Here is a 21,449-nt window from a genome sequence, read left to right on the forward strand (position 1 = left end):
AGATGTTGTAAAATATAAACCCCATTATAACACAAACGAAACGGCTGTCGAAACACAGCCGTTTGCGAAACTTCATTTAGTGATCGCGTGACATCAAATAATCGGCAATTTCCAGCAGCCGGGAAGGGTCCTGGAACCCACCCTCAAGGATCGCATGACGCGCTGCTGCGGTCAATTCCTTGACCTCCGCGCGCGAAGCTTCCAGCCCGATGAAATACGGATAGGTTACTTTTTGCTGCTTGATATCACTGCCGGTTTTTTTGCCCAGCTTGCTCTCATCGCCGATGAGGTCCAGAATATCATCCTGAATCTGGAAGGCCAGGCCAATCTGTGTGCCGAAGCGGCGCAGGGCTTCCAGCTGCTGCTCATTCGCACCGGCGATTCTGCCGCCCGCAAGCAAGGAGAAGATCATCAGATCGCCGGTCTTGTGCAGATGAATGTACTGAAGCTGCTGCAGATCGGTCATTCCCTGCTCGCCTTCCATATCAGCTACCTGACCGCCGACCATACCGCGCGGGCCGGCCATCTCGGCCAGATCCTCCACGATGGAGAGCACGCGCTCTGCCGGAACCCCATGCTTACGGGAGGCTTGTACCACACTGTAGAACGCATGGGTCAGCAGCGAATCCCCGGCCAGAATGGCCATCGCTTCCCCAAAGACCTTATGGTTCGTCAGCTTGCCGCGCCGGTAATCATCATTATCCATCGCCGGCAGATCGTCATGAATCAGAGAATAGGTATGCACCATTTCAATCGCTGCTGCTACAGGCAGCGCAGCTTCACGGCTGCCGCCCAGCGCCTCGCAGGCAGCGGTGACCAGCAGCGGCCGCAGGCGCTTACCACCAGCTTGCAGTGAGTATTCCATCGACTCTCTTAGGACCCGGGGGACGTCCCACTGCTCCGGTACAACCCCGCTGAGAGCAGCGGCAACCCAGCGGCTAACGTCTGCTATATATTCCTCCAGCGGTTCGCGGCCCTGCGCCGCTGCCGAACCGCCCGATGGCTCAAGCTCAGAATGACTCATCGCTATCGCCTTCCAGCCGGTTGCCGAATGGCTTCTTGCGAAGTTCGCCATCCTCCACAGTGATCATTTCAATTTTGCGTTCCACTTGCTCCAGCTTACTGCCGCATAGCTGCGAGAGCTTCATTCCCTGCTGGAATAAATCAATCGCCTTCTCCAGGGGAACGTCACCGTGTTCAAGCTCACGCACGATACCCTCCAGGCGCTCCATAGCTCCCTCAAAATCCAGTTCAGCTTCCTTCGCCATTCGCTTTGCCATCCTCCTTCATTCCCCATACGTGGCAGTTTAGTTGTCCGTCATTAAGCTTTATGTTGACCACATCGCCAAGCTCTACTTCCTTCAGCGATTTGATTAAATGCTGTTCTTTCTCGTCATACACAAGGCTGTAGCCCCGTGACATGACCTTAAGCGGGCTGAGCGCATCCAGATGGCGCAGCTCTGCCCCGAACCGCGCGCGCTTATCTGCAAGGCGCGCCTGCATGGCCGCCGTCAGCTCACGGGTGAGGCCATCCGTGCGCCGGCGGGCAGCGCTGACGCTGCTAAGCGGATGGAAGCGCTGCAGGCTCTGGTGCAGCAGCGCGCTGCGCCCCTGCGCGCGGCTGTGCCTTGCCTCTGCTGCGCGGAGCAGGGCCGCGCGCAGCATGTCCAGCCGCTGCGCGTGCTGGGCCAGCTGCCGGCGGGGGCCGGCCAGCGCCAGCGAGCGCTGCAGCGCAGCGAGGCGTTCGCCGCCGCGCTGCGAGCGGCGCAGCAGCCCTTGGCGCAGCCGCTGCCGGGCCATGCGCAGCTGCCCGGCCAGCTCGGCTGCGCTCGGCACAGCGAGCTCCGCCGCTGCCGTAGGGGTGGCCGCCCGGAGATCGGCGGCGAAATCGGCGATCGTGAAGTCGGTCTCGTGGCCCACGGCCGAGATGACCGGAATCCCGGAGGCCGCAATCGCCCGGGCAACGGCCTCTTCATTGAAAGCCCACAGCTCCTCCAGGGAGCCGCCGCCGCGCCCGACGATCAGCACATCGGCCTCTCCCATGGCATTCAGGTTCTGTATGGCCTGTACAATGGACGGTCCAGCCCCCTTACCCTGCACTAGTACAGGGTGGAGTACAATCGCAACCTGCGGGTAGCGCCGCTGCAAGGTGATGATGATATCCCTCACAGCCGCTCCTGTCGGGGAGGTCACAACCCCGATGCAGCGCGGGAATTGCGGCAGCGGACGCTTGCGCTCCGCTGCGAACAGGCCTTCCTTCTCCAGCTTGCTCTTCAGCTGCTCGTAAGCCAGATACAGGCTGCCGATTCCGTCAGGCTGCATATGTGTCGCATAGAACTGGTATTGCCCGTCCCGTTCATATACAGTCACATTTCCCCTGGCGATTACCTTCGTGCCTTCCTTCGGCACGAACGGCAGCCGTGAGTTATGTGAAGCGAACATGATGGCTTTGATCCGGCTGCTCTCATCCTTCAGCGTGAAGTACATATGCCCGCTTCCGTGATGGGTGAAATTCGAGATTTCACCGCGAATCCATACGTCGGACAGCAGCGCATCCGAATCCAGCTTCATACGGATATATTTGTTAAGCTCCTTGATGGAGTAGATCTGCCGCTCTGCCGCCATAAGTCCGGCCTACTTCAGGCCGCGGCGGCGTTTGGCCGCGATCAGCGTGTTGCTCATCAGCATGGTGATGGTCATCGGTCCCACTCCGCCCGGCACCGGCGTAATGAACCCGGCCACTTCCCGGGCACTCTCATAATCGACATCGCCGGCAAGCTTGCCGGTATCCAGACGGTTCATGCCAACATCAATCACAATCGCACCCGGCTTCACGAACGAAGCATCGATGAAGTTGGCCCGTCCAATCGCTACCACCAGGATATCGGCCTGACGGCTAAGCTCAGCCATATTCGCTGTGCGCGAGTGGCACATGGTTACTGTGGCATTCTCCCGCTGTAACAGCAGGGATACAGGCTTGCCGACAATATTACTGCGGCCGATCACTACCGCATGCTTGCCGGAAATGTCCGTACCGGTCCGCTTGATCAGTTCAATAACCCCGGCAGGTGTACAGGGAAGCAGACTGTCGTCCCCGATGACGAGGTTCCCCACATTGACCGGGTGGAAGCCGTCCACATCCTTCTCTACCGAGATGGCGTCAATCACAGCCTTCTCTTCAATATGCTTCGGAAGCGGCAGCTGAACGAGGATGCCGTCAATATCGCTGCGGCCGTTCAGGTCTGCCACCAGTGCCAGCAGCTCCTGCTGGGTGGTAGCTGCATCCAGCCGGTGCACCTCGGAATGGAAGCCCAGTTCAATACAAGACTTCTCCTTGTTGCGCACATAGACCTGGGAAGCCGGATCTTCACCGACCAGAACGACAGCCAGACCCGGCTTCACGCCGCGCTCCGCTAAGTCTGCAACCTCCCGGGCAATCCCGATCCGAATGTCGTCCGATACCTGTTTACCGCTGATAATCGCTGCTGTCATGTAAGTCTCTCCCCTATTGTCTATTGAAGGCTTATAAGCCTGTTACTGCCGCTTGCTGTGAATCTGAATCTGAATCCGAAGCTGAAGCTGGACTACAGCTCGGCTCTAAGCGTGTCCACATCCTGAATCATTTTACCGAGGACACCATTCACGAATTTACCGGAATCCTCTGTGCCGAAATGCTTGGCCAGATCAATCGCCTCATTGACAGACACCTTGGCCGGCACATCGCTGGCGAAGATCATCTCGAAGGTAGCCAGACGCAGAATCTGACGGTCTACACGTGACAAGCGGCTCATCTGCCAGCCCTTAAGATAATGCTCCAGCATATCGTCGATCGCCATTTTGTGTTCCCACACGCCGTTGACATGCGTAACTACATAAGCCTTCAGTTCGATCTCATCCGTAATGACACGCTCGGTTTCGTTCTCATCCGCCGCTTCTTCAATCAGCATGTCAACCGCTTCGGTAACCTCTACATCGTTCATTTCCATCTGGTACAGGCTTTGTACAATAATTTCTCTCGCTAAACGTCTCTTCATGTGTTCCTCCTACGAACTAACCTCTTGTTTTGGTGTTACAGATTACAACGATTATAACCGGACCAGCTTCTATACTACATTTCCTAACATAAACAGCCGCATAGGCTGATATAGGAGCATTTATACCCTTAATTTTCTCAAAAAGCCCACTCCGGGCAATTTATATTGCCTTTTCAGCAAAAAACCGCGCAGCCTTTCTTCCGCAGGTCAGCAACTCAAAGTAACGGGTTCCAGGCTTCCGGGAGAAAGACTATCGCGGTTCATTTGAAGGGACGCCACCGTCCGGACAGCCGCTCTGCGATCTCCTGCCATTGAAACAGGGGACCCTGCGCGGTATCCTTTCGTTTGCCGAACGTATATCCGATGAACACTACCAGTGCAAAGAACAGCATATCCCAAAAACCGCTAATCAGATAAATCAATCCGAGAAAGACACCGAAGGCAACTCCGGTAATTCTACCCCCGTGACTTTCCCATACTTCTCTCCAGGACATAAGGGAAACTCACCTCTATTCCACTCGACTTTTGAAGCTTGGTGCCTGTGTGAGGTTAGCAATGTATACAGACACATCTGCAACCGGAATTCCGGTTGTCTCCTGTACGAAATCATGTACCTGGCGCTGTACATCCGTAGTAAGCAGCGGCAGTGAATGCTCACCGTCGACGACCGCACGGATCATAATCTCAAGACCCGCCTGTGAGACACGGATGCGCGATTTCAGGTCGCGGATGCCCTTCACTTTGCCCGCAGCCTTCAGACTCAGGTTCTCAATGGTCTCCATTGAGATCTGAATATCCCCATACTCTGTACGCTGATCCACAGACGGCAGGGAAGCGCGGTCGCGGCGCAGGGAGATGTAGAAGAAGCGGATGCTCAGCAGGAACAGAATGACCGCCACCGAGATCGCAGCGATATAGACCGCCGGTCCGTCCGAAATCTCATACTTGTCCGGAATGACACCGCTTAAGAGGAGGATGGCAATTACAGATAGTATTCCAATGCTTAAGCTGTACAGGAACAGCAGAAGCCTGTCCAGAATTTTGGCCACGAGTCTCACAACCTCCTTAAATTAAGGTAAACCCTCGACGCACTGTCGGGGGTTTATGGAAGAACTGAACCCTTACTTCACGCGGATAACCGCATCCGTGTCCTCGCTCTTGTCAATGCTTGTATTGCTTTTGAACTGCACATCATGGATATGCACGTTCACTTCCACAACGGTCAGACCGGTCATGGTTTCGATGGAACGCTTAACATTGCGCTGAATTTCAGCAGCCACTTCCGGAAGACGGTAGCCGTATTCGATAATTACGGACACATCCACCGCAGCCTCGCGCTGTCCAACCTCAACCTTAACCCCTTTGGACAGGTTCTTGCGTCCGAGAAGCTCCACGATTCCGCCGGCGAAACCGCCGCTCATTCCGGCCACACCTTTCACCTCAACGGTTGCCAAACCGGCGATAACCTCGATCACCTCTGGAGCGATCTGGATTTCACCGATTTCCGTACGTTCAAATTCTGTCGGCAATGTACTCATTTGGACTTCACACCTTTCCAGCAAAAAAGTTGTAGGGGCACTTCAAGCGGGCAGTACGCCTCTTATTAAACATACTATATCATTTGACGAACTTTATGACAAACCATGAGAAGCCGTCCTAAACTTCATACTCCTCAAGGAACTTGATATCGAAGTTCCCGTCCAAAAACACCGGATGCTCCAGCAGTCTTTGGTGGAATGAAATGGTGGTATGTATGCCCTCCACCGCAAATTCAGCCAGTGCACGCTTCATCTTGGCTATAGCCTCTTCCCGGGTCGGTGCCCAGACGATCAGCTTGGCAATCATGGAGTCATAAAAAGGTGAAATGGTATAGCCCGGATACGCCGCGCTGTCGACCCGCACCCCAAATCCGCCCGGTGGCAGATAGAAGCCGATTTTGCCCGGAGACGGCATGAAATTACGCTCAGGGTCCTCGGCATTGATGCGGCATTCAATCGACCAGCCGTTGATCACAATATCCTCCTGGGTGAAGGAGAGGGGATTACCTTCCGCTACTGAGATCATTTCCTTAATGAGATCGACGCCGGTGACCATCTCCGTTACCGGATGCTCCACCTGAATCCGTGTATTCATCTCCATGAAATAGAAATGTCCGTCAGGACCCAGCAGGAATTCCAGGGTACCTGCCCCCGAGTAATTAACCGCCAGTGCAGCCCGTACCGCCGCTTGGCCCATCGCATCGCGGACCTCCGGGGTAAGTACGGCGCAAGGCGCTTCTTCGATCAGCTTCTGGCGGCGGCGCTGCACAGAGCAGTCACGCTCGCCCAAGTGGACGACGTTGCCGTGATTATCGGCGATGATCTGAATCTCCACATGCTTCATGCCGGTCAGGAATTTCTCCAGATAGACTCCGGCGTTGCCGAAATTCTTCTGCGCTTCCTGCTGGGCAGCGGTAATCTGCTTCACCAGTGACTCTTCATCCTCGGCGATGCGGATGCCCTTGCCTCCGCCGCCTGCCGTAGCTTTGACGATAAGCGGGTACCCGATATCACGGCCGAGCATTACGGCTTCCTCTAAGTCACCGACAATCCCGTCCGAGCCCGGTATAATCGGAACTCCGGCCAGCTTCATCGTTTCTTTGGCAACAGCCTTGTCGCCCATCCGGGTAATCGCATCCGGAGACGGGCCGATGAAGGTAATGTTACAGGATTCACAGATCTCGGCGAAATCCGCGTTCTCGGCCAGGAAGCCATAGCCGGGGTGAATAGCATCGCATTCCGTCAGCGTGGCAACGCTCATAATATTAGTAAAGTTCAGATAGCTGTCCTTGGCGGGCATCGGTCCGATACAGTACGCCTCATCTGCAAGACGGACATGCAGGGAATCGCGGTCCGGCTCCGAATAGACAGCCACGGTGGCAATACCCAGCTCGCGGCAGGCCCGGATAATGCGGACCGCAATCTCGCCGCGGTTGGCAATCAACACTTTTTGAATGTTCATGCGTTTCCTCCCAAAGTTTAGCGAAGCTTGCAAGCTCCTCTTCATTCTCGCGGCAATTATTCCGCTCTCACCAGAAACAGCGGCTGACCGTATTCCACCAGTTGGCCGTTCTCAACCAGGACAGAGACAATCTCGCCCTTCACTTCGGCTTCCAGCTCATTCATCAGCTTCATCGCTTCAATGATGCAGACCGTAGATTTCTCATTCACCCGGTCTCCGACATTAACAAAGGAAGGCGTCTCCGGTGAAGCGGCACTATAGAAGGTCCCAACCATCGGCGAGACGATTTTATGTAATGCGCCTTCAGCGGAGGTTGCGGGCTGCTGCGCCGCAGCAGGAACTTCACTAACAGCCTGAGGGGCAATAATCTGCGGACTTTGCGGCTGCGGGGCTGGCGTAAAGGGGTAGGTATAAGGAGCCGCCTGAATTACTGTTCCTTCAGCTTCAGAGCGATCCGGTTTACGGATAGCCAGCTTCATACCTTCGCTTTCAATCTCCAGCTCGTGCACGGAGGAAGTCTGGTCCAGCAATTGAATCAATTCCTTAATCTCGCTTAACTTGAACATTGGGTAGTTCACTCCTTCAGCTTTCTCTCGAAGCCATTTTGGGACGCTGGCTGAGCAGGGTACGATATCCGTTCTGACAAGCATACCCGTAACGCGGGTCTGCTCTGTAATTCTCTTGAATCGCTACCTTGTGTAACCGCTGCCTGCGTAATCTTCTTTTTCTATACATCGATAACTTTATGTATTATATCACAAACGCTAGAAATGGAAAGAGCCTGGGACGCGCCCGGGCTCTTTCGGCATTTTATTCTATTTTCCCTGGTTTTATTCAGCTGGCTTACTGCTCCGAGACGTATTGGACCTTAATCTTGTCCTGGGTAACGCTCAGTTCCTTCATTACAAAATCCACGATGCCGACCGCCTGCTTCACATCCAGCTTATCGCTAAGCACCACGATCGTGTAGGCGTCACCGGCTTCTTCTTTCACAATGGCCTCACCGTATTTTTGTTGAAGCTTCTCTTCAATCCCGGTGATCTTGGACTCTTTCTCTTCCAGCTTGCTGAGCTGCTCCTGGGCTGCTGCATTCTCAGCCGGTGTCTTATCCATATCGTTAATCAGCGCCAGCAGATCATTGTGATCCTTCAGGTTCTTCTGTTCGCGTTCGTACAGGTAGTTCGTGAACAGGCTGCTCGCCGATACGCTCTGCGAAGCCACTTCATCCAGAATCGCCTCGTCGTCCTTCGCCGGAGTCTTGTCTACAGCGGCTGACGTATCCTTGCTGTCTTTGCTGTCCTTAGTATCCTTGGCATCCTTGGTGTCCTTATTGTCCTTGGTATCCTTGCTGCCAGCCGTATCCTTGCCTTTATCAGCCGTAGTAGTGGCCGCCTTGTCTGTTGCAGCAGTTGTATCCTTAGCAGTGTTACTGCTGTCAGCAACCACACTGCTGTCATCTATCACGGCCGGAGTCGTGCTGTCATCCGTTGCCACTGTCGATGCCGCTTCATCCTTGGTGGTCTTGCTGCTGTCATCCACGGTTCCTACTGCAATTCCTTTGTCCGTGCTGACCTCTTTGATGACAAGTCCGCTGTCCAGCGTAGTCGCAGTTCCGCCGCCCGTTCCGTCTTTTATAGTGTCCACCTGGATGCTGCCTGCAGTTTCTTTGGGGATGGGAGCCCCCGTATCTTCCGTGAACAGATAATATGCAGAGAGCACTACCATCAAACTGAGCATAGAAACCAGCCAAATCGTTTGTCTTTTGCCCTTCATTGTTTATACCTCCTATAATTTTGTTGCCAGCCCTCTTGTCGTCTGTGCCCGTGTGTATCGTACAAGCCTCTTCTGTTAAAGCATATGCCGGGGTTGCCGGAGACATGCCTATTCCTGCTTGCGCGGGACAACAGAAATCCGGTAGACCGGTACGTTAAGCCCTTTTTCAACCGCCTGCTCAATCAGACTGCGCACGACCTTGTTCTCTGCCCCTTTGGCGACCACCAGCACTCCCCTTACCTGAGGCTTCACCCGCTTGGTGATGATCGGAGCCTCATTCCCTGACTGGCTGTAAGTGACGATCTGGCCGTCCCTGGTGTACTGGGTGGTATGGCGTTTACCGCCGCTGGCATCTGTTTCTTCACTTTGCTGCTGCGAGTCGTTCATATTGCGCTGCACGATAATCTCCTCTGTGGAATCTACGGTGACCATGATATCCACAGTACCGACCCCCACGATTTTCTCCAGAATCTCCTTCGTGCGGTTCTCCATCGCCAGTTCGATGCTGTCAAAAGAATTCGCGCTCCCGGTCTCCTGCTGCAGGACTGTCTGCGAGGTCCCGCTGTCCGGCGGTTCACGCCCTGTGTTCTCGTTGTCCAGCTTCTTCACATTCACGAAGGAGTTGAACAGCATAATTGCAACACCCAGCAGGCCGATAATGATTAGCCATCGGAAGGTGTGGCTGCGCTTCGGGCTGCCGTTGCCGCCTCCGGCCCACTGCTCCAGCTTTTTCAGCCAATTGCCCATTGATTTCCCTCCTTCAATTATGATTTCACGGTACCGCCCCCGCTGCTTTGCACCTTGATCAAAGCGGGGTCCAGGTTCCAGTTCTTCTCCAGCAGCTGGATAATTGTTCCGGCTTCTTCCGCCTGGGTCTCCTGCACTCCCTCAGTGCCGCTCCCGGAAGAGGAGGACGCCGGAGCCGAACCACCACCTGAGGATGACGCTTCCTGCGCTTCACCATCTCCCCCGCTGCCTTCCAGGCTGACCTGGACCGGCTCCACAGGGTTAATCTGTATCGGCCCGGCTGACGGGAGGGATGATGCGCCCCCACCCTGGACAGCGCCTCCAGAGGCGCTCTGCTCCGGCGGAAGCGCTACTGTGACCGAGGAGATCAGCGGCACCTCCTCGCCGAGCGGCGCATTTGGATTCGGGCCCATGGCCAGGGCCACCGTTACCTTCACCCCGCCGAGCCCGGTGCTCCCGGCAATTTGGTCGCGCATCTGGCCGGCGATTTCCTCGGCAGCCAGCTTCAGGCTCTGGTCGCGGGCTCCGGCAGCCAGCATCCGCCCGTCCGCCAGAATCTTGTCCAGCGAATCCGGTGCACCCTCCGCTCTGTTCAGCAGCCCCCCGCTTCTTTCCTGCTGCTGCATCGCCACGGTCAGCTCCTTGCTGGCATCCCCTTTCAGCAGAGAGATTATCGGGCTTAGCATTGTCAGCAGAACCAGCAGGCTGAGCACCAGTCTGGCGTAGCGTTCCATGGATTTGCTGGGCAGCAGCATCTCCACGAATGCAGCCATCAGCACGACGAGAATCAGCTCATGGAGCCAACTGCTGAGCCAGGACATGGCGCACCTCCTTGTCATTTCGTTCTAGCGCATCATTACGGTCACATTGCCCGCAGTCAGCATAATGGTTACTGCCAGGAAGAACATCAGCGAGACGGCGGCCAGCGCCGCGAAGACATAAATCATGCTTTTGCCGATCGTCTGCAGGCAGGTCACAATCGGTGTCTCGCCCAGCGGCTGCATGACAGCGGCGGCCAGATTGTAGATCAGGGCGAGGATCAGAATTTTGATTGCCGGGAACGCACACAGGAAGAGGATAATGATCACTCCCGACAGCCCGATGGCGTTCTTCACCAGCAGTGAGGCCGAGATGACCGTGTCGGTGGCATCCGCGAACATTTTACCGATCACCGGCACGAAATTCCCTGTAATATATTTGGCCGCGCGTATGGTCACTCCGTCTGTAACCGAGCTGGTAATCCCCCGGACGGAGATCACGCCGAGGAACACCGTCAGCAGCACCCCGAGCAGCCCGGCCCCGATATTGCGCAGCAGATTCGCCAGATGGGTCAGCTTGTATTTCTCCGACATGGCGCTCACCAGATGCAGCACCGCCGAGAAGAACAGCAGCGGGAAGACCAGCGTATGAATCAGCGTGCCTACGGTATGGATCATGAATACGATCAGCGGATGGGTCACCGACACCGTGACGATATTGCCCATTGAGGCCAGCAGCGCGAACAGCAGCGGAATCATAGCCATCATGAAGTCGATCATCCGGTCGATGGCATCCTTGGCATAGCCGATAGCGACATTGAAGCTGTTAACGGCGATGACCAGCACCACCATGTAGCAGAGCATATAAGCAATCTTGCTGACAGATTTCCGTTCAAAAGCGGTCTGAAGCGTCTCCAGAATCATACTCAGCACACTGATCATCACAATCGTGACCAGCAGCTTGCCGTTGTAGAGCACCTCATGCCACATGAAGTTCATCAGGCCGGACAATACGCTTTTGAAGCTTAAGCCCTTATCTCCCGGCAGCAGCATATCCATCAAGGAAGGTGTCCGTCCCTCCGGGAAAAATCCCCCGTAATCCTTCATCAGCTGGTCCCAGTAAGACTCGACTTTGTCTTTTGGCAGATGCTCCACCTGCCCTTTCACCCACTGGTCAACAGGAGATGCCAGACCTCCGCTGCCGCCTGTAGCCGGAGCTGAAGGAACAGGGGACCCGCTTGCAGTACTTGCCACACTTCCCGCGCTTGCAGCATTCGCAACACTTGCCGCACTTGCCGTGCTTCCACACAGCAGAAGCAGCTGGAGCACCAGCAACAGGGCTGGCAGAAGCAGGAGCGCCTTTCCCCCTTTTGGCGGCCGAAAAATACTATGCTCCTGCATTCCCCTCACCTCCGCTCTACTCCAACTTGTCCGGCATGTCCGCTGTATCAGGCTGGCAGCAGCTTCATGACCGTTTCAATAATAATGCTGATAATCGGAACAGCCAGCACCATGATCAGCACCTTGCCGGCCAGCTCAATCTTGGAAGCAATCGATTCCTGCCCGGCATCCCTCACGATCTGCGCCCCGAATTCCGCAATATAGGAGATGCCGATGATTTTGAACACCGTTTTGATGTGGATCATTTCCATCCCGGAGGACTCCGCCACCCGCTCCAGCGTACCGAGAATCGTTCCGATCTTGCCGATCAGGAACAGGAAGATCAGGATGCCGGCCGCCGTGGTCAGCAGGAAGGCGAATACCGGCTTTTGTTCCTTCAGGACGAGGATAAGGACCGTTGCCAAGATGCCGATTCCCACAATCTGAATGATTTCCATAACTCCAGCCTATTGAAAAAGAAAAATCGTTTTGATTTCCTGCAGCAGCCCATCCAGCATCCGGATGACCATAAACAGGACGATGATAAAGCCGACAATCGTTACCCAGTGGGCGATATCCTCTTTGCCCATCTGCTTAAGCACCGTATGGATCATGGCGATAATGATGCCGATGCCGGCAATCTGAAAGATCGCGTTGACTTCAATATTCATTCCTGGCACCTCGCTAAAAGATCAAAATGACGATCAATGCTCCAAGCAGCAGACCCAGGCTTTTACTCACCTTCTCATACTTGCCCTGATCTTCTCTGGCCGCTGTCTCCTCCTGCTTCAATTGCTGTAAAGCCAGTGCAATATGCGTGCTCTGATTCGGCCGGTCACTGGTTCCGAGCGTGCAGCTTAGCTGCCGGATGATCTCCTTCTCTGTGCCCCGCAGCGATGCGCTGCTCCAGTGGGCTTCCATCGCCCGCCGGATGGCCTCTTCCGCACTGTAGTTATGCGGCGGGTTCATCTCCTCCGCCGCCGTAAGGAAGAAGGCCCGCAGCGGCTCCTTCGTCTGCATTCCAATCCGGCGCAGCGCCTCCGGCAGCGGCGTGTAGCCGTACTGGATCTCGGTCTCCAGGCGCTGGAGCGCGGCAATCAAGGCCCGGATATGCCTCGGCCGGTCGGCATACTGGGCCGCCCGCTTGAAGCCGGCCAGGGTTCCCGCCAGCACGATCAGTACCGCGCCAAGCAGCTTAAGCATGGCGGTCACCCCCTGACACCGGCTGCTGCTCCGGCGAGACCAGCAGCAGCCCGCGCTTCTGGGCGTCCAGAATGCGGAAGGACAAGCCAGAGGCTCCGCGGTGCAGTATCACATACCGCTCGAACATCCGGTGCTCCAGCAGCCCGCCAAGTCCGGGCCGCCGGGCAAGCTCGGACACTTCCTTGCCGTGCGCAGAAGCGACCACCGAGATCCCGGCGTGCAGCGCCTCGGTCACCGCCTCTGCATCCTCCATGCGGCCGATTTCATCGGCGATCAGCACATCGGGCGACAGGGAGCGGATCATCATCATCATGCCCTCCGCCTTGGGGCAGCCGTCCAGAATGTCCGTGCGCGGCCCGACATCGAAGGCCGGAATTCCCCGGCGGCTGCCTGCGATCTCGGAGCGTTCGTCGACGATGCCGACCTTCAGCCCCGGTCGGCTGCCTTCCCGGCCGCCGCTTGTACCTGCCGACAGCTGCCTGGCCAGATCGCGCAGCAGCGTAGTCTTGCCATGCTGCGGCGGGGACAGAATCAGCGTATGCATCACACGCTGCCGCCCCCGGTCCAGCAGATACGGCAGTACGCCGTCGGCGATGCCGTGCACCTCACGGGCAATCCGCACGTTGAAGCCGGTAATATCACGCAGATGCTCCACGCCGCCCCCGCTCAGCACCGTCCGGCCGCAGAGACCGATCCGGTGTCCGCCCGGAATCGTGATGAAGCCCTTGCGCAGCTCCTCTTCCATCGTATAGAGGGAATGATTGCTGATGAGGTCCAGCAGCCGGTGCGTATCCTCCCGGTCCGGCCGGTAAGCCTCGCCGGGAAGCTGGGTCAGGGTGCCGCCGGCACCGATGAAATGATACTTGCCGGAATAGTTGATCTCTAGCGGCCGTCCCTCACGGACGCGAATCTCCTCCACCTTGTCCAGGAGCGCAGCGGGGAGGCCGCCGAGCAGCGCTCTTACTTTTTCGGGAAACAACAAAAGCCAGTCATTTGCCATACCAGGTACCCCCAAGCTGTCCTCTACTAAATAGCTTTATCTCATATTTATGCTTGTACTTATGCTTTATGCCTATCATCTATCATTTCTTGAGAATCCCGAATAAGAGAATAGCTACCCCGCAGCCAATCCAGCCGAGCTTCCCCCAGGACAGCTGCTCTGCCATCCCTGTAAGGCCCACAGCCGTGGTCAGAATGAGAATCGTAGGACCGACAAGCGCCAGTCCCGAATTGACAGCCAGTGCCTTATCCACCTGATTCAGCTTCAGCATAATCAAAGCCGCCGCAATTTCTACACTGCCAGACAGCAGCCGCAGGGCCGACATCCAGCTTACATACTTGTCCAAATATCCCATCTCCCTTTTCCAAATCTATGGGCCCGCCCGCCATTTCACTGCAAATCAAACAAGCTGTTATCCATGGATATGCGGAAGGGGGCGACTTTAGACAAGAAGAAATGGGGATACTAGCACAGATTTCAGGAGGTGTGAAAGATATCATAGTGCCGCCCTCCATAAAAAAATATCATCGGTATGATAAAATTAATTTTTCCGCATCCAAAGATAACTGAGCAAAGAAGGGGATCACAATCATGCAAGTTCGTAATTTCGTAGTACCGCTTGTATCAGGAACGATAGGCAGACAGGTAAAAGAGGTAGCTATCATTGTATTTTCAGCCTTTCTGGTAGCAGCCGGGCTCCGCCTGTTCCTGATTCCGCATCAGCTGCTCAGCGGCGGTGTAGCCGGGACAGCTTCCATCATCGGGTATTTGACCCATCCAAAGTATATTTCGTTGTATTATTTCGCCATCAATCTCCCGATCCTGATCTGGGGCTTCGTCGCCGTGGGCAAAAAGTACATCTGCTATAGCATGCTGTCTGTACTCTCCACCACCTGGTTCCTGAACGTGATCCCTGTGGTGAAGCTTACCAAGGACCCGATTCTGGCCAGTATCTTCGGCGGGGTGATTATTGCGGGAGGGGTTGGCTTCTCTCTGCGGGCGGGAGGATCTTCCGGGGGCTTCGACATTCTCGGCTCCATCATCACCCGCAAGCGGGATATTCCCATGGGGACGGTGCTGTTCGTAATGGACGGTCTCGTCATTCTGTGTCTGGGCTTCTTCAAAAGCTGGGATTCCGCGCTGTACGCGATGCTCTGTATCTTCGTCAAAAGCCGGGTGGTGGACATGATCCACATCCGCCATATCAAGCTGACCTGCTTCATCGTCACGAAGGAGCGCGAGAAAATGCTGAACCGGCTGACCAGTCTGCCGCACGGCATCACGGTTGTGAACGCCGAGGGCGGATACAGTCACGAAGGCAATACGATGCTGATGACCGTAACCACCCGCTATGAGCTGGCAGATCTGCGCAAGACGATTCTGGAGACCGATCCGAAATCCTTCGTTAACGTGCTGGAGACCGTGGAGATTATGGGCAGGTTCCGGCGGCTAAGCTAAGCAGGAGCGAGCTTGCTGCCACCCGCCGGAGCGTCAGGCAAGCAACATATTTTGCGGCAAAAGAAAAGAGTGCTGTTCTCCGCTTTTGCGGGTAACAGCACTCTTTTTAACTTAAGATTAAGGGAGCGGTTGTTCACTGTGTCTTTATCTTATACATAAACCGCTTTACGCTTACGCCGGCACAGAACCGGCTCATTTAGCCTTTCGTAGGCGTAATGTATTCGGTTTTTGACATACATTCAGCCCGCCTAGCCTTTTTCGGGCATGTACAGGACTTTCCCTAATCCGAAGAGGACTCCCCAGCCGCCATACGCCGAACAGGGATGCCCGCCAGCCTTCCGGCTGAAGAACATCCCCGATGTATTGTTGTAACTAACTATCCAGCGGCTTAGCGGCGGTCCTGTGGACCTCCAACGAAGGCTTGCTCTTGTGTATCCAGGTTATAGGCGGTATGCAGCGCCTGGATGATCTGCTGCAGGTTGCCGGATTCAATCACACAGGATACCTTGATCTCGGAAGTGCTCACCATCTTGATGCTCACGCCTTCATTCGAGATCACCTCGAACATTTTGGCGGCAACCCCCGGGTGGCTGACCATCCCGGCGCCGACAATCGACACCTTGACCAGACTGTCCTCGGAAGTCACTTCACGGTAAGGCAATACGCTGTGCAGCCCTTCGATGACCTCTTTGGCCTTCACAAGATCTCCAAGCGCTACAGTGAAGGAGAAGTCAGCCGTCTTGTTCTGCACTCCGCTCTGCACGATAATATCGACATCCACACCTTCATCGGCCAGCTTGCCGAATACCTGGGCGAGTACCCCCGGCACATCTGGAACTCCCAGAATACTGATCCGGGCCACATTTTTATCATAGGCAATTCCGCTAACTACTACACCTTGCTCCATGCTTGCTTCCTCCTTCACCACAGTACCTTCATTATGGTTAAAGCTTGATCTTACGACCAGCTTCACTTGATATCGTTTGGCATATTCCACGGCACGCGGATGCAGCACGGCTGCCCCGAGATTCGCCAGCTCCAGCATCTCGTCATAGGAGATTTCCTTCAGCTTGCGCGCCGTCTTCACAATCCGCGGGTCAGTAGAGTAGATTCCGTCTACATCGGTATAAATCTCGCAGACATCCGCCTTGATGGCTGCAGCCAGCGCAACCGCTGTCGTATCTGAGCCTCCGCGGCCCAGCGTAGTGATCTCGCCATCCAGCGTCATGCCCTGGAAGCCGGCTACAATCACAATCTGCTCCCGCTCCAGCGACTCCAGCACCCGGCGCGGGACAATCTCACTGATCCGTGCCCGGCCGTGGGTCTCATCGGTGCGGAACCCGGCCTGCCAGCCTGTATAGGATACGGCATTCCGGCCGATCCCGTGAAGCGCGATCGACAGAAGCGCTACGGAGATTTGCTCCCCTGTAGTCATCAGCATATCCATCTCGCGTGCGGGGGGCTGACCGTTCAGCTGATTCGCCTGATCGATCAGATCATCTGTGGTATCTCCCATAGCGGAGACCACCACAACGCAGCGATGTCCTTCATCCTGCTTGGCCGCGATCCGCCCGGCGACCCGCTTCATACGTTCAATGTCGCCGACGGAGCTGCCCCCGAATTTCATGACATAAAGTGACAAAGTTCCATTCACTCCCTATTTCGCTCTAAAGTAGCTTAAATTTTGGTTAATGCTTTAACACAGTATAATACGAAAATCATAACATGCGTTAATGGTTTCACAAAATAAAATGCCCATTTTTGATGAACCCGGCCTTAACCCCGAACCCGTACGGCCGGAATCAGGTGCACTAATGCTCCTCATTCGCTCGTCCAGTCCGTTTCGGCCCAATTCAGGGGCACTAATGCTCCTCATTCGCTCGTCCAGTCCGTTTCGGCCCAATTCAGGGGCACTAATGCTCCTCATTCGCTCGTCCAGCCCGCTTTGGCCCAATTCAGGGGCACTAGTGCACCTCATTACTCCCTTCACTCCACATTCTGCCCCACCTGAGACGTCCGCCAGAGGGATTTATCCCTTTGTTTCCCTATATGCCGTACGCTTTCTGCAAATCTGAGGGATTTATCCCTTTGATTTACCCTTCCTCTCCACTTTTAGCTTAATCTGAGGGATTTATCCCTTTAATCCCTCCGTTCAGCTAACATTCCACTATATCAGAGGGATTTATCCCTTTCATCATTTTCATCCTTTTCCCTTCACTTCTTCCCTCTCCCCAGCCTGACACAGCAAAAAGACCTCCGCCGCATCAAGCGGGGAGGCCCTCAAGTTACATCTGAAATCCAAAAAGGCTCTACGCGCGGGAGATATATTTACCTTCGCGGGTATCGACCAGAAGAACATCTCCTTCATTGATGAACAGCGGTACCTGGACCGTATGACCGGTCTCCAGAACAGCGGCTTTGGTTGCGCCTTGAGCCGTGTTGCCCTTCACGCCCGGTTCGGTCTCGGTAACCTTCAGCTCTACGCTGGTCGGCAGGTTGATCCCGAGGATTTCGCCCTGGTAGCTGACGATATTCACGGTCATGTTCTCTCTGAGGAAGTTAAGCTCCCATTCAAGCTGTTTGGCTGTCAATTCGAACTGGTCGTAAGTCTCGTTGTCCATGAACACATGCTCAGAGCCGCTTGCATACAGATACTGTACGCCACGGTTCTCGATGATGGCGCGGCCAATCGTTTCACCGGCACGGAACGTGCGCTCAACCGTATTGCCGTTACGCAGGTTCTTCAGCTTGGAGCGGACGAAGGCTGCGCCTTTACCCGGCTTCACGTGCTGGAAATCTAGGACGGTGAAGATGTCCCCTTCTACTTCTACGGTCAGGCCTGTCTTAAAATCGTTAACTGAAATCACAAAAAATCCCTCCTGGAATCCATAAATGAACTGAATGATAGTGTCTTACAGTACCAAATAATCCTTCGATGAATGTGTCAGCAGCGTGATGCCGCTCTCGGTAATGACAATATCATCTTCAATCCGTACGCCGCCAAGACCCGAGAGATAGATTCCCGGCTCCACAGTGACAACCATCCCCGGCTGGATGACTTCATCCGCCAGCTTGGACAAGCGCGGCCATTCATGTACTTCCATCCCGAGACCATGGCCTGTGCTGTGGCCGAAGTATTCACCATACCCGTAGCGGGTGATGATATCTCGGGCCAGGGCATCACATTCACGGCCGGTCATGCCGGGCTTGATATGCGCCAGCGTATGAAGCTGCGCTTCAAGCACAATATCGTAGATCTCCTTCAGCTTAGGGTCCGGTGATCCCAGAGCAATCGTGCGGGTCACATCGGAGCAGTAACCGTCCAGGAGCGCGCCGAAATCGAAGGTGACGAATTCGTTGTTCCCGATAACCTTGCTGCTCGCTACACCATGCGGCATAGCTGAACGCTCACCGGAAGCGACGATTGTATCGAACGAAGACGAAGTTGCACCATGCGTACGCATGTAGAATTCCATTTCCAGATCGACATCGCGTTCCGTCATGCCCGGCTTGATCACATTCAGGATATGACTGAAGGTGGCGTCTGCCAGATCGGCAGCCCGCTGCATCACAGCCAGCTCTTCCTCATCCTTGAACATGCGCAGGTTCTCAACAGCCTTCGATACCGGTACCGTGGCTGCCGGGGCAAGAGCCTCCGCATAAGCGGTGTACGCACTGAAGGTCACATCATCCTGCTCGAAGCCGACACGGACTTGTCCGCCCTTCGGCAGCAGTTCCCGCACGGTGTCAATGAATTTCGAGTCATGCTGTACCACCTTGAGGCCATTCACCTGTTCCGAGGCCTGTGTCATATACCGGAAGTCCGTCAGCAGATAACTGTCATCACCGGTAACCAGTACGTACCCGGAGGAGCCGGTGAACCCACTCAAATAGCGGCGGTTATATCCGCTGGTAATTAACATCGCATCCAGTCCCAGTTCCTGCAGAACCTTACGCAGCTTGGAGACGCGCTTGTTGCCCATTTTCATTCTCCTCTCGAAATAGCCACATTGTATTTTACCATAGCGGCAGGCCAACTGAGAAGTTTTTTCGAAGGGCCTAGGCTAGCTTCGTCTGCTGTTCGCGTTTGCGTTCATCCGTATACTCGATGGCCGCCGTATATCCGATGAATAATCCCCAGAGCAGGAAGAGACAGAATTCGCTGATCACCGTGTCCCACGGCAGCTTGAACGGCGGCTGGAGCAGGAATAAGCGCGAGCAAGCCAGGAACAGGACCGACCACCACAGCACCCCGTACAGCATCCCCGGCCAGGGCCCGTTAAGCTTCCGGAACACCAGCACATAGATTAGGGATGAGAGTACCGACAGAATGATAAAAAATAAATATCCGAGCAAATACCCGGCAGGCGTCACCAAAAACTCATGCTTAAAAAAAGGCTCCGCCAAAAATCCCGGAATGACCTTAGTGAAGTGCAGAACATACATCAGCCAGTGCAACCCTCCCCAGATTAAACCGGCGAAATAACCCAGTTCAATGGAGAAATAAAAAGGATTCGTCTGGACGCTTTTGTGCTTGCTTGAAGAACTCATAGAGCTCCCTCTCTTTCGGTATGGGGTTAATCCGGTTTCCACTCCGCTCTCTACAGCTAGTATGTACAGCTAAAGGCAATCCAACTAGTAATGTGTTTAAAAATTAGTTACAATGTATTATATAAATCATATCAATATACGGGAAGGTGAATTGGTTGTCCCAGGAAACTCCCAGTTACGGCGGCCAAGCCGTCATCGAAGGCGTCATGTTCGGCGGCAAGCATGTCAACGTAACAGCCGTAAGACGAAAGAATCAGGAGATTACATTTTTGGAGGTGCCGAAGAGCGATAAGAGCTGGGTCCTTAAACTGCGCAAGATTCCGCTGCTTCGCGGCATTGTCAGTATTATAGATTCCAGCGCCAAAGGCTCGAAGCATCTGAACTATTCGGCAGAATCCTATGCCGAGGATGAGACGGAGCCGGAAGAGCTTGCCAAGCAGCAGGCGAAGAACAAGAAGAAGGACGAAGGCTGGAGCCTCGGAATGATCTTCGGCGTAGCTATAATGGGGATTCTGTCTTTCCTGTTCGGTAAGCTGATTTTCACGCTGGTCCCGGTATTCGTAGAAGATTTTTTGTTCAAAAATGTATTTGACAACTATATTCTGCACAACCTTGTGGAAGGCGGCATCAAGCTGATTCTCCTGCTCGTCTATCTCTGGGCGATCTCGCAGACGCCAGTGATCAAGCGGCTCTTCCAATATCACGGAGCTGAGCACAAGGTCATCAGCGCCTTTGAAGCCGGTGAAGAGCTGACCGTAGCGAACGTACAGAAATACAGCCGTCTGCATTACCGCTGCGGAAGCAGCTTCATGATGCTGACGATTATCCTCGGTGTAATTATCTACTCGGTCGTCCCGTGGAATTCCCTGATGGAACGGGTGCTTCAGCGTATCGTTCTTTTACCGGTGGTCATCGGAATCTCGTTCGAGGTACTGAAGGGCACGAATGCGGTAAGAGATATTCCCGGCCTTAAGTATCTGGGATACCCGGGCCTGTGGCTGCAGCTGTTGACTACCAAGGAACCTAAGGACGATATGGTAGAGGTGTCGATCGCTTCCTTCAACCGGATGCGGGAGCTGGACGCTGCAATTGAAGCAAAGGGATATTCGGAGGCAAGTGTGTCAGGCGGCATTTTGGATCCTGCGAAAGGATGATTAGCCAATGATCAGACATGCTTTGATATTTTGGATTACGACAGCTCTTGCCGTATGGGGCCTGATGGTAGATATTATGGCACGCGGCCTGATGGCTCTGTCCATCTTCATCTTACCCCTGATTCTGCTGGGACTGTTGTATTACGCCTACAAGGTAGCCCCCGGCAGAATGGGAGGCGGACCCGGACGTCCGCGCACTAAGGTTAAGCCTTCGGCCAAGACGATGTCCAAGGTTGCCGGCATCCGCAAGACCACTGGCTCACCGGGCAAGCGCAAAAGCTATCCCTTCCAGGTCATCGAAGGCAGTAAGGGTAAGAATGACGATCAGTTGCCCAAATATCACTGAATACTGAATGTAACGAAGCAGAGCTGCAAAAGGCATCCCCACATG

At 54.8% G+C, this 21,449-nt stretch carries 26 protein-coding genes; 3 read left to right on the top strand and 23 right to left on the bottom strand.

Translation table 11 applies throughout. The features are described 5' to 3' along the window. Window positions 1–76 precede the first annotated feature (76 nt). The 19 genes from NYE26_RS19855 to NYE26_RS19945 form a co-directional block, all read right to left on the bottom strand. Window positions 77–1,024, bottom strand: coding sequence for a polyprenyl synthetase family protein (locus tag NYE26_RS19855; protein ID WP_209871149.1), 948 nt, complete (start codon window positions 1,022–1,024; stop codon window positions 77–79). Beyond that, on the bottom strand, window positions 1,011–1,268 hold the full coding sequence (xseB, locus tag NYE26_RS19860; protein ID WP_036731943.1) for an exodeoxyribonuclease VII small subunit: 258 nt from the start codon (window positions 1,266–1,268) through the stop codon (window positions 1,011–1,013). Before xseB ends, NYE26_RS19855 begins: the two co-directional genes overlap by 14 nt. Further along, window positions 1,252–2,625 (bottom strand): exodeoxyribonuclease VII large subunit, encoded by a 1,374-nt coding sequence (gene xseA / locus NYE26_RS19865; protein ID WP_339249517.1) that lies wholly within the window; start codon window positions 2,623–2,625, stop codon window positions 1,252–1,254. Before xseA ends, xseB begins: the two co-directional genes overlap by 17 nt. 9 nt (window positions 2,626–2,634) lie before the next feature. Further along, window positions 2,635–3,492 (bottom strand): bifunctional methylenetetrahydrofolate dehydrogenase/methenyltetrahydrofolate cyclohydrolase FolD, encoded by an 858-nt coding sequence (gene folD / locus NYE26_RS19870; protein ID WP_036698383.1) that lies wholly within the window; start codon window positions 3,490–3,492, stop codon window positions 2,635–2,637. Window positions 3,493–3,584: 92 nt separating this feature from the next. After that, complete coding sequence (nusB, locus tag NYE26_RS19875; RefSeq protein WP_036698385.1) at window positions 3,585–4,034, bottom strand: transcription antitermination factor NusB; 450 nt, start codon at window positions 4,032–4,034, stop codon at window positions 3,585–3,587. Between the two features lie 260 nt (window positions 4,035–4,294). After that, window positions 4,295–4,528 carry a DUF2273 domain-containing protein gene (locus NYE26_RS19880; protein WP_036698387.1) on the bottom strand — a complete coding sequence of 78 codons (234 nt, stop codon included), beginning with the start codon at window positions 4,526–4,528 and terminating at the stop codon, window positions 4,295–4,297. 15 nt (window positions 4,529–4,543) lie between these two features. Next, window positions 4,544–5,083 (bottom strand): alkaline shock response membrane anchor protein AmaP, encoded by a 540-nt coding sequence (gene amaP, locus NYE26_RS19885; RefSeq protein ID WP_339249519.1) that lies wholly within the window; start codon window positions 5,081–5,083, stop codon window positions 4,544–4,546. 72 nt (window positions 5,084–5,155) lie between these two features. Then, on the bottom strand, window positions 5,156–5,572 hold the full coding sequence (locus NYE26_RS19890; protein ID WP_036698392.1) for an Asp23/Gls24 family envelope stress response protein: 417 nt from the start codon (window positions 5,570–5,572) through the stop codon (window positions 5,156–5,158). Between the two features lie 118 nt (window positions 5,573–5,690). Then, window positions 5,691–7,034, bottom strand: a complete 1,344-nt coding sequence (gene accC / locus NYE26_RS19895) for an acetyl-CoA carboxylase biotin carboxylase subunit (RefSeq protein WP_036731935.1) — start codon at window positions 7,032–7,034, stop codon at window positions 5,691–5,693. Window positions 7,035–7,090: 56 nt separating this feature from the next. Further along, window positions 7,091–7,600 carry an acetyl-CoA carboxylase biotin carboxyl carrier protein gene (gene accB / locus NYE26_RS19900; protein ID WP_036698397.1) on the bottom strand — a complete coding sequence of 170 codons (510 nt, stop codon included), beginning with the start codon at window positions 7,598–7,600 and terminating at the stop codon, window positions 7,091–7,093. A 277-nt stretch (window positions 7,601–7,877) separates the two neighbouring features. Then, on the bottom strand, window positions 7,878–8,807 hold the full coding sequence (locus NYE26_RS19905) for a SpoIIIAH-like family protein (protein WP_339249523.1): 930 nt from the start codon (window positions 8,805–8,807) through the stop codon (window positions 7,878–7,880). A gap of 108 nt (window positions 8,808–8,915) precedes the next feature. After that, window positions 8,916–9,554, bottom strand: coding sequence for a stage III sporulation protein AG (gene spoIIIAG, locus NYE26_RS19910; RefSeq protein ID WP_036731930.1), 639 nt, complete (start codon window positions 9,552–9,554; stop codon window positions 8,916–8,918). Window positions 9,555–9,571: 17 nt separating this feature from the next. Beyond that, window positions 9,572–10,375, bottom strand: coding sequence for a stage III sporulation protein AF (spoIIIAF, locus tag NYE26_RS19915; protein ID WP_339249525.1), 804 nt, complete (start codon window positions 10,373–10,375; stop codon window positions 9,572–9,574). A 24-nt stretch (window positions 10,376–10,399) separates the two neighbouring features. Continuing rightward, the gene (gene spoIIIAE, locus NYE26_RS19920) at window positions 10,400–11,713 is read right to left on the bottom strand and encodes a stage III sporulation protein AE (protein ID WP_339249526.1); all 1,314 of its coding nucleotides are present in this window, start codon (window positions 11,711–11,713) and stop codon (window positions 10,400–10,402) included. 47 nt (window positions 11,714–11,760) lie between these two features. Further along, window positions 11,761–12,150: a stage III sporulation protein AD gene (gene spoIIIAD / locus NYE26_RS19925; protein ID WP_036698407.1), complete on the bottom strand. Its 390-nt coding sequence runs from the start codon at window positions 12,148–12,150 to the stop codon at window positions 11,761–11,763. Window positions 12,151–12,159: 9 nt separating this feature from the next. After that, window positions 12,160–12,363, bottom strand: coding sequence for a stage III sporulation protein AC (gene spoIIIAC / locus NYE26_RS19930; RefSeq protein ID WP_020426549.1), 204 nt, complete (start codon window positions 12,361–12,363; stop codon window positions 12,160–12,162). A 13-nt stretch (window positions 12,364–12,376) separates the two neighbouring features. Next, complete coding sequence (gene spoIIIAB / locus NYE26_RS19935; protein WP_339249529.1) at window positions 12,377–12,895, bottom strand: stage III sporulation protein SpoIIIAB; 519 nt, start codon at window positions 12,893–12,895, stop codon at window positions 12,377–12,379. Continuing rightward, the gene (spoIIIAA, locus tag NYE26_RS19940; protein WP_339249531.1) at window positions 12,888–13,895 is read right to left on the bottom strand and encodes a stage III sporulation protein AA; all 1,008 of its coding nucleotides are present in this window, start codon (window positions 13,893–13,895) and stop codon (window positions 12,888–12,890) included. Before spoIIIAA ends, spoIIIAB begins: the two co-directional genes overlap by 8 nt. An 82-nt stretch (window positions 13,896–13,977) precedes the next feature. Next, window positions 13,978–14,220: a YqhV family protein gene (locus NYE26_RS19945; protein WP_076079974.1), complete on the bottom strand. Its 243-nt coding sequence runs from the start codon at window positions 14,218–14,220 to the stop codon at window positions 13,978–13,980. Between the two features lie 266 nt (window positions 14,221–14,486). Here NYE26_RS19945 and NYE26_RS19950 point away from each other — a divergent pair, with 266 nt between their 5' ends. Beyond that, a complete protein-coding gene (locus NYE26_RS19950) occupies window positions 14,487–15,353 on the top strand; it encodes a YitT family protein (protein ID WP_209871170.1) in 867 nt (288 codons plus the stop codon). A 388-nt stretch (window positions 15,354–15,741) separates the two neighbouring features. Here NYE26_RS19950 and NYE26_RS19955 read toward each other — a convergent pair whose 3' ends face one another. The 4 genes from NYE26_RS19955 to NYE26_RS19970 all read right to left on the bottom strand — a co-directional run bounded on the left by NYE26_RS19955 (window position 15,742) and on the right by NYE26_RS19970 (window position 19,904). Then, the gene (locus NYE26_RS19955) at window positions 15,742–16,995 is read right to left on the bottom strand and encodes an aspartate kinase (protein WP_036731918.1); all 1,254 of its coding nucleotides are present in this window, start codon (window positions 16,993–16,995) and stop codon (window positions 15,742–15,744) included. A 667-nt stretch (window positions 16,996–17,662) separates the two neighbouring features. Then, window positions 17,663–18,220, bottom strand: coding sequence for an elongation factor P (efp, locus tag NYE26_RS19960; RefSeq protein WP_036731916.1), 558 nt, complete (start codon window positions 18,218–18,220; stop codon window positions 17,663–17,665). A gap of 45 nt (window positions 18,221–18,265) precedes the next feature. Further along, window positions 18,266–19,336 (bottom strand): Xaa-Pro peptidase family protein, encoded by a 1,071-nt coding sequence (locus NYE26_RS19965; protein ID WP_339249535.1) that lies wholly within the window; start codon window positions 19,334–19,336, stop codon window positions 18,266–18,268. Between the two features lie 76 nt (window positions 19,337–19,412). Beyond that, window positions 19,413–19,904, bottom strand: a complete 492-nt coding sequence (locus NYE26_RS19970; RefSeq protein ID WP_076079906.1) for a YqhR family membrane protein — start codon at window positions 19,902–19,904, stop codon at window positions 19,413–19,415. Between the two features lie 155 nt (window positions 19,905–20,059). Between NYE26_RS19970 and NYE26_RS19975 the strand changes: the two genes are divergently transcribed. Together NYE26_RS19975 and NYE26_RS19980 are read left to right on the top strand one after the other, a co-directional pair. Further along, window positions 20,060–21,058 carry a DUF1385 domain-containing protein gene (locus tag NYE26_RS19975; RefSeq protein WP_339249538.1) on the top strand — a complete coding sequence of 333 codons (999 nt, stop codon included), beginning with the start codon at window positions 20,060–20,062 and terminating at the stop codon, window positions 21,056–21,058. Between the two features lie 7 nt (window positions 21,059–21,065). After that, complete coding sequence (locus tag NYE26_RS19980; RefSeq protein ID WP_036731908.1) at window positions 21,066–21,404, top strand: hypothetical protein; 339 nt, start codon at window positions 21,066–21,068, stop codon at window positions 21,402–21,404. Window positions 21,405–21,449: the final 45 nt, after the last annotated feature.

Source organism: Paenibacillus sp. FSL P2-0136, from assembly GCF_037975325.1.
Taxonomy (GTDB): domain Bacteria; phylum Bacillota; class Bacilli; order Paenibacillales; family Paenibacillaceae; genus Paenibacillus_AQ; species Paenibacillus_AQ silagei.

What these genes read in the sequence shown, in the direction of transcription:
- NYE26_RS19855 (WP_209871149.1), bottom strand. Translation starts at nt 1,024, where the DNA reads ATGAGTCATTCTGAGCTTGAGCCATCGGGCGGTTCGGCAGCGGCGCAG.
- xseB (WP_036731943.1), bottom strand. Translation starts at nt 1,268, where the DNA reads ATGGCGAAGGAAGCTGAACTGGATTTTGAGGGAGCTATGGAGCGCCTG.
- xseA (WP_339249517.1), bottom strand. Translation starts at nt 2,625, where the DNA reads ATGGCGGCAGAGCGGCAGATCTACTCCATCAAGGAGCTTAACAAATAT.
- folD (WP_036698383.1), bottom strand. Translation starts at nt 3,492, where the DNA reads ATGACAGCAGCGATTATCAGCGGTAAACAGGTATCGGACGACATTCGG.
- nusB (WP_036698385.1), bottom strand. Translation starts at nt 4,034, where the DNA reads ATGAAGAGACGTTTAGCGAGAGAAATTATTGTACAAAGCCTGTACCAG.
- NYE26_RS19880 (WP_036698387.1), bottom strand. Translation starts at nt 4,528, where the DNA reads ATGTCCTGGAGAGAAGTATGGGAAAGTCACGGGGGTAGAATTACCGGA.
- NYE26_RS19890 (WP_036698392.1), bottom strand. Translation starts at nt 5,572, where the DNA reads ATGAGTACATTGCCGACAGAATTTGAACGTACGGAAATCGGTGAAATC.
- accC (WP_036731935.1), bottom strand. Translation starts at nt 7,034, where the DNA reads ATGAACATTCAAAAAGTGTTGATTGCCAACCGCGGCGAGATTGCGGTC.
- accB (WP_036698397.1), bottom strand. Translation starts at nt 7,600, where the DNA reads ATGTTCAAGTTAAGCGAGATTAAGGAATTGATTCAATTGCTGGACCAG.
- NYE26_RS19905 (WP_339249523.1), bottom strand. Translation starts at nt 8,807, where the DNA reads ATGAAGGGCAAAAGACAAACGATTTGGCTGGTTTCTATGCTCAGTTTG.
- spoIIIAG (WP_036731930.1), bottom strand. Translation starts at nt 9,554, where the DNA reads ATGGGCAATTGGCTGAAAAAGCTGGAGCAGTGGGCCGGAGGCGGCAAC.
- spoIIIAF (WP_339249525.1), bottom strand. Translation starts at nt 10,375, where the DNA reads ATGTCCTGGCTCAGCAGTTGGCTCCATGAGCTGATTCTCGTCGTGCTG.
- spoIIIAE (WP_339249526.1), bottom strand. Translation starts at nt 11,713, where the DNA reads ATGCAGGAGCATAGTATTTTTCGGCCGCCAAAAGGGGGAAAGGCGCTC.
- spoIIIAD (WP_036698407.1), bottom strand. Translation starts at nt 12,150, where the DNA reads ATGGAAATCATTCAGATTGTGGGAATCGGCATCTTGGCAACGGTCCTT.
- spoIIIAC (WP_020426549.1), bottom strand. Translation starts at nt 12,363, where the DNA reads ATGAATATTGAAGTCAACGCGATCTTTCAGATTGCCGGCATCGGCATC.
- spoIIIAB (WP_339249529.1), bottom strand. Translation starts at nt 12,895, where the DNA reads ATGCTTAAGCTGCTTGGCGCGGTACTGATCGTGCTGGCGGGAACCCTG.
- spoIIIAA (WP_339249531.1), bottom strand. Translation starts at nt 13,895, where the DNA reads ATGGCAAATGACTGGCTTTTGTTGTTTCCCGAAAAAGTAAGAGCGCTG.
- NYE26_RS19945 (WP_076079974.1), bottom strand. Translation starts at nt 14,220, where the DNA reads ATGTCGGCCCTGCGGCTGCTGTCTGGCAGTGTAGAAATTGCGGCGGCT.
- NYE26_RS19950 (WP_209871170.1), top strand. Translation starts at nt 14,487, where the DNA reads ATGCAAGTTCGTAATTTCGTAGTACCGCTTGTATCAGGAACGATAGGC.
- NYE26_RS19965 (WP_339249535.1), bottom strand. Translation starts at nt 19,336, where the DNA reads ATGGGCAACAAGCGCGTCTCCAAGCTGCGTAAGGTTCTGCAGGAACTG.
- NYE26_RS19970 (WP_076079906.1), bottom strand. Translation starts at nt 19,904, where the DNA reads ATGAGTTCTTCAAGCAAGCACAAAAGCGTCCAGACGAATCCTTTTTAT.
- NYE26_RS19980 (WP_036731908.1), top strand. Translation starts at nt 21,066, where the DNA reads ATGATCAGACATGCTTTGATATTTTGGATTACGACAGCTCTTGCCGTA.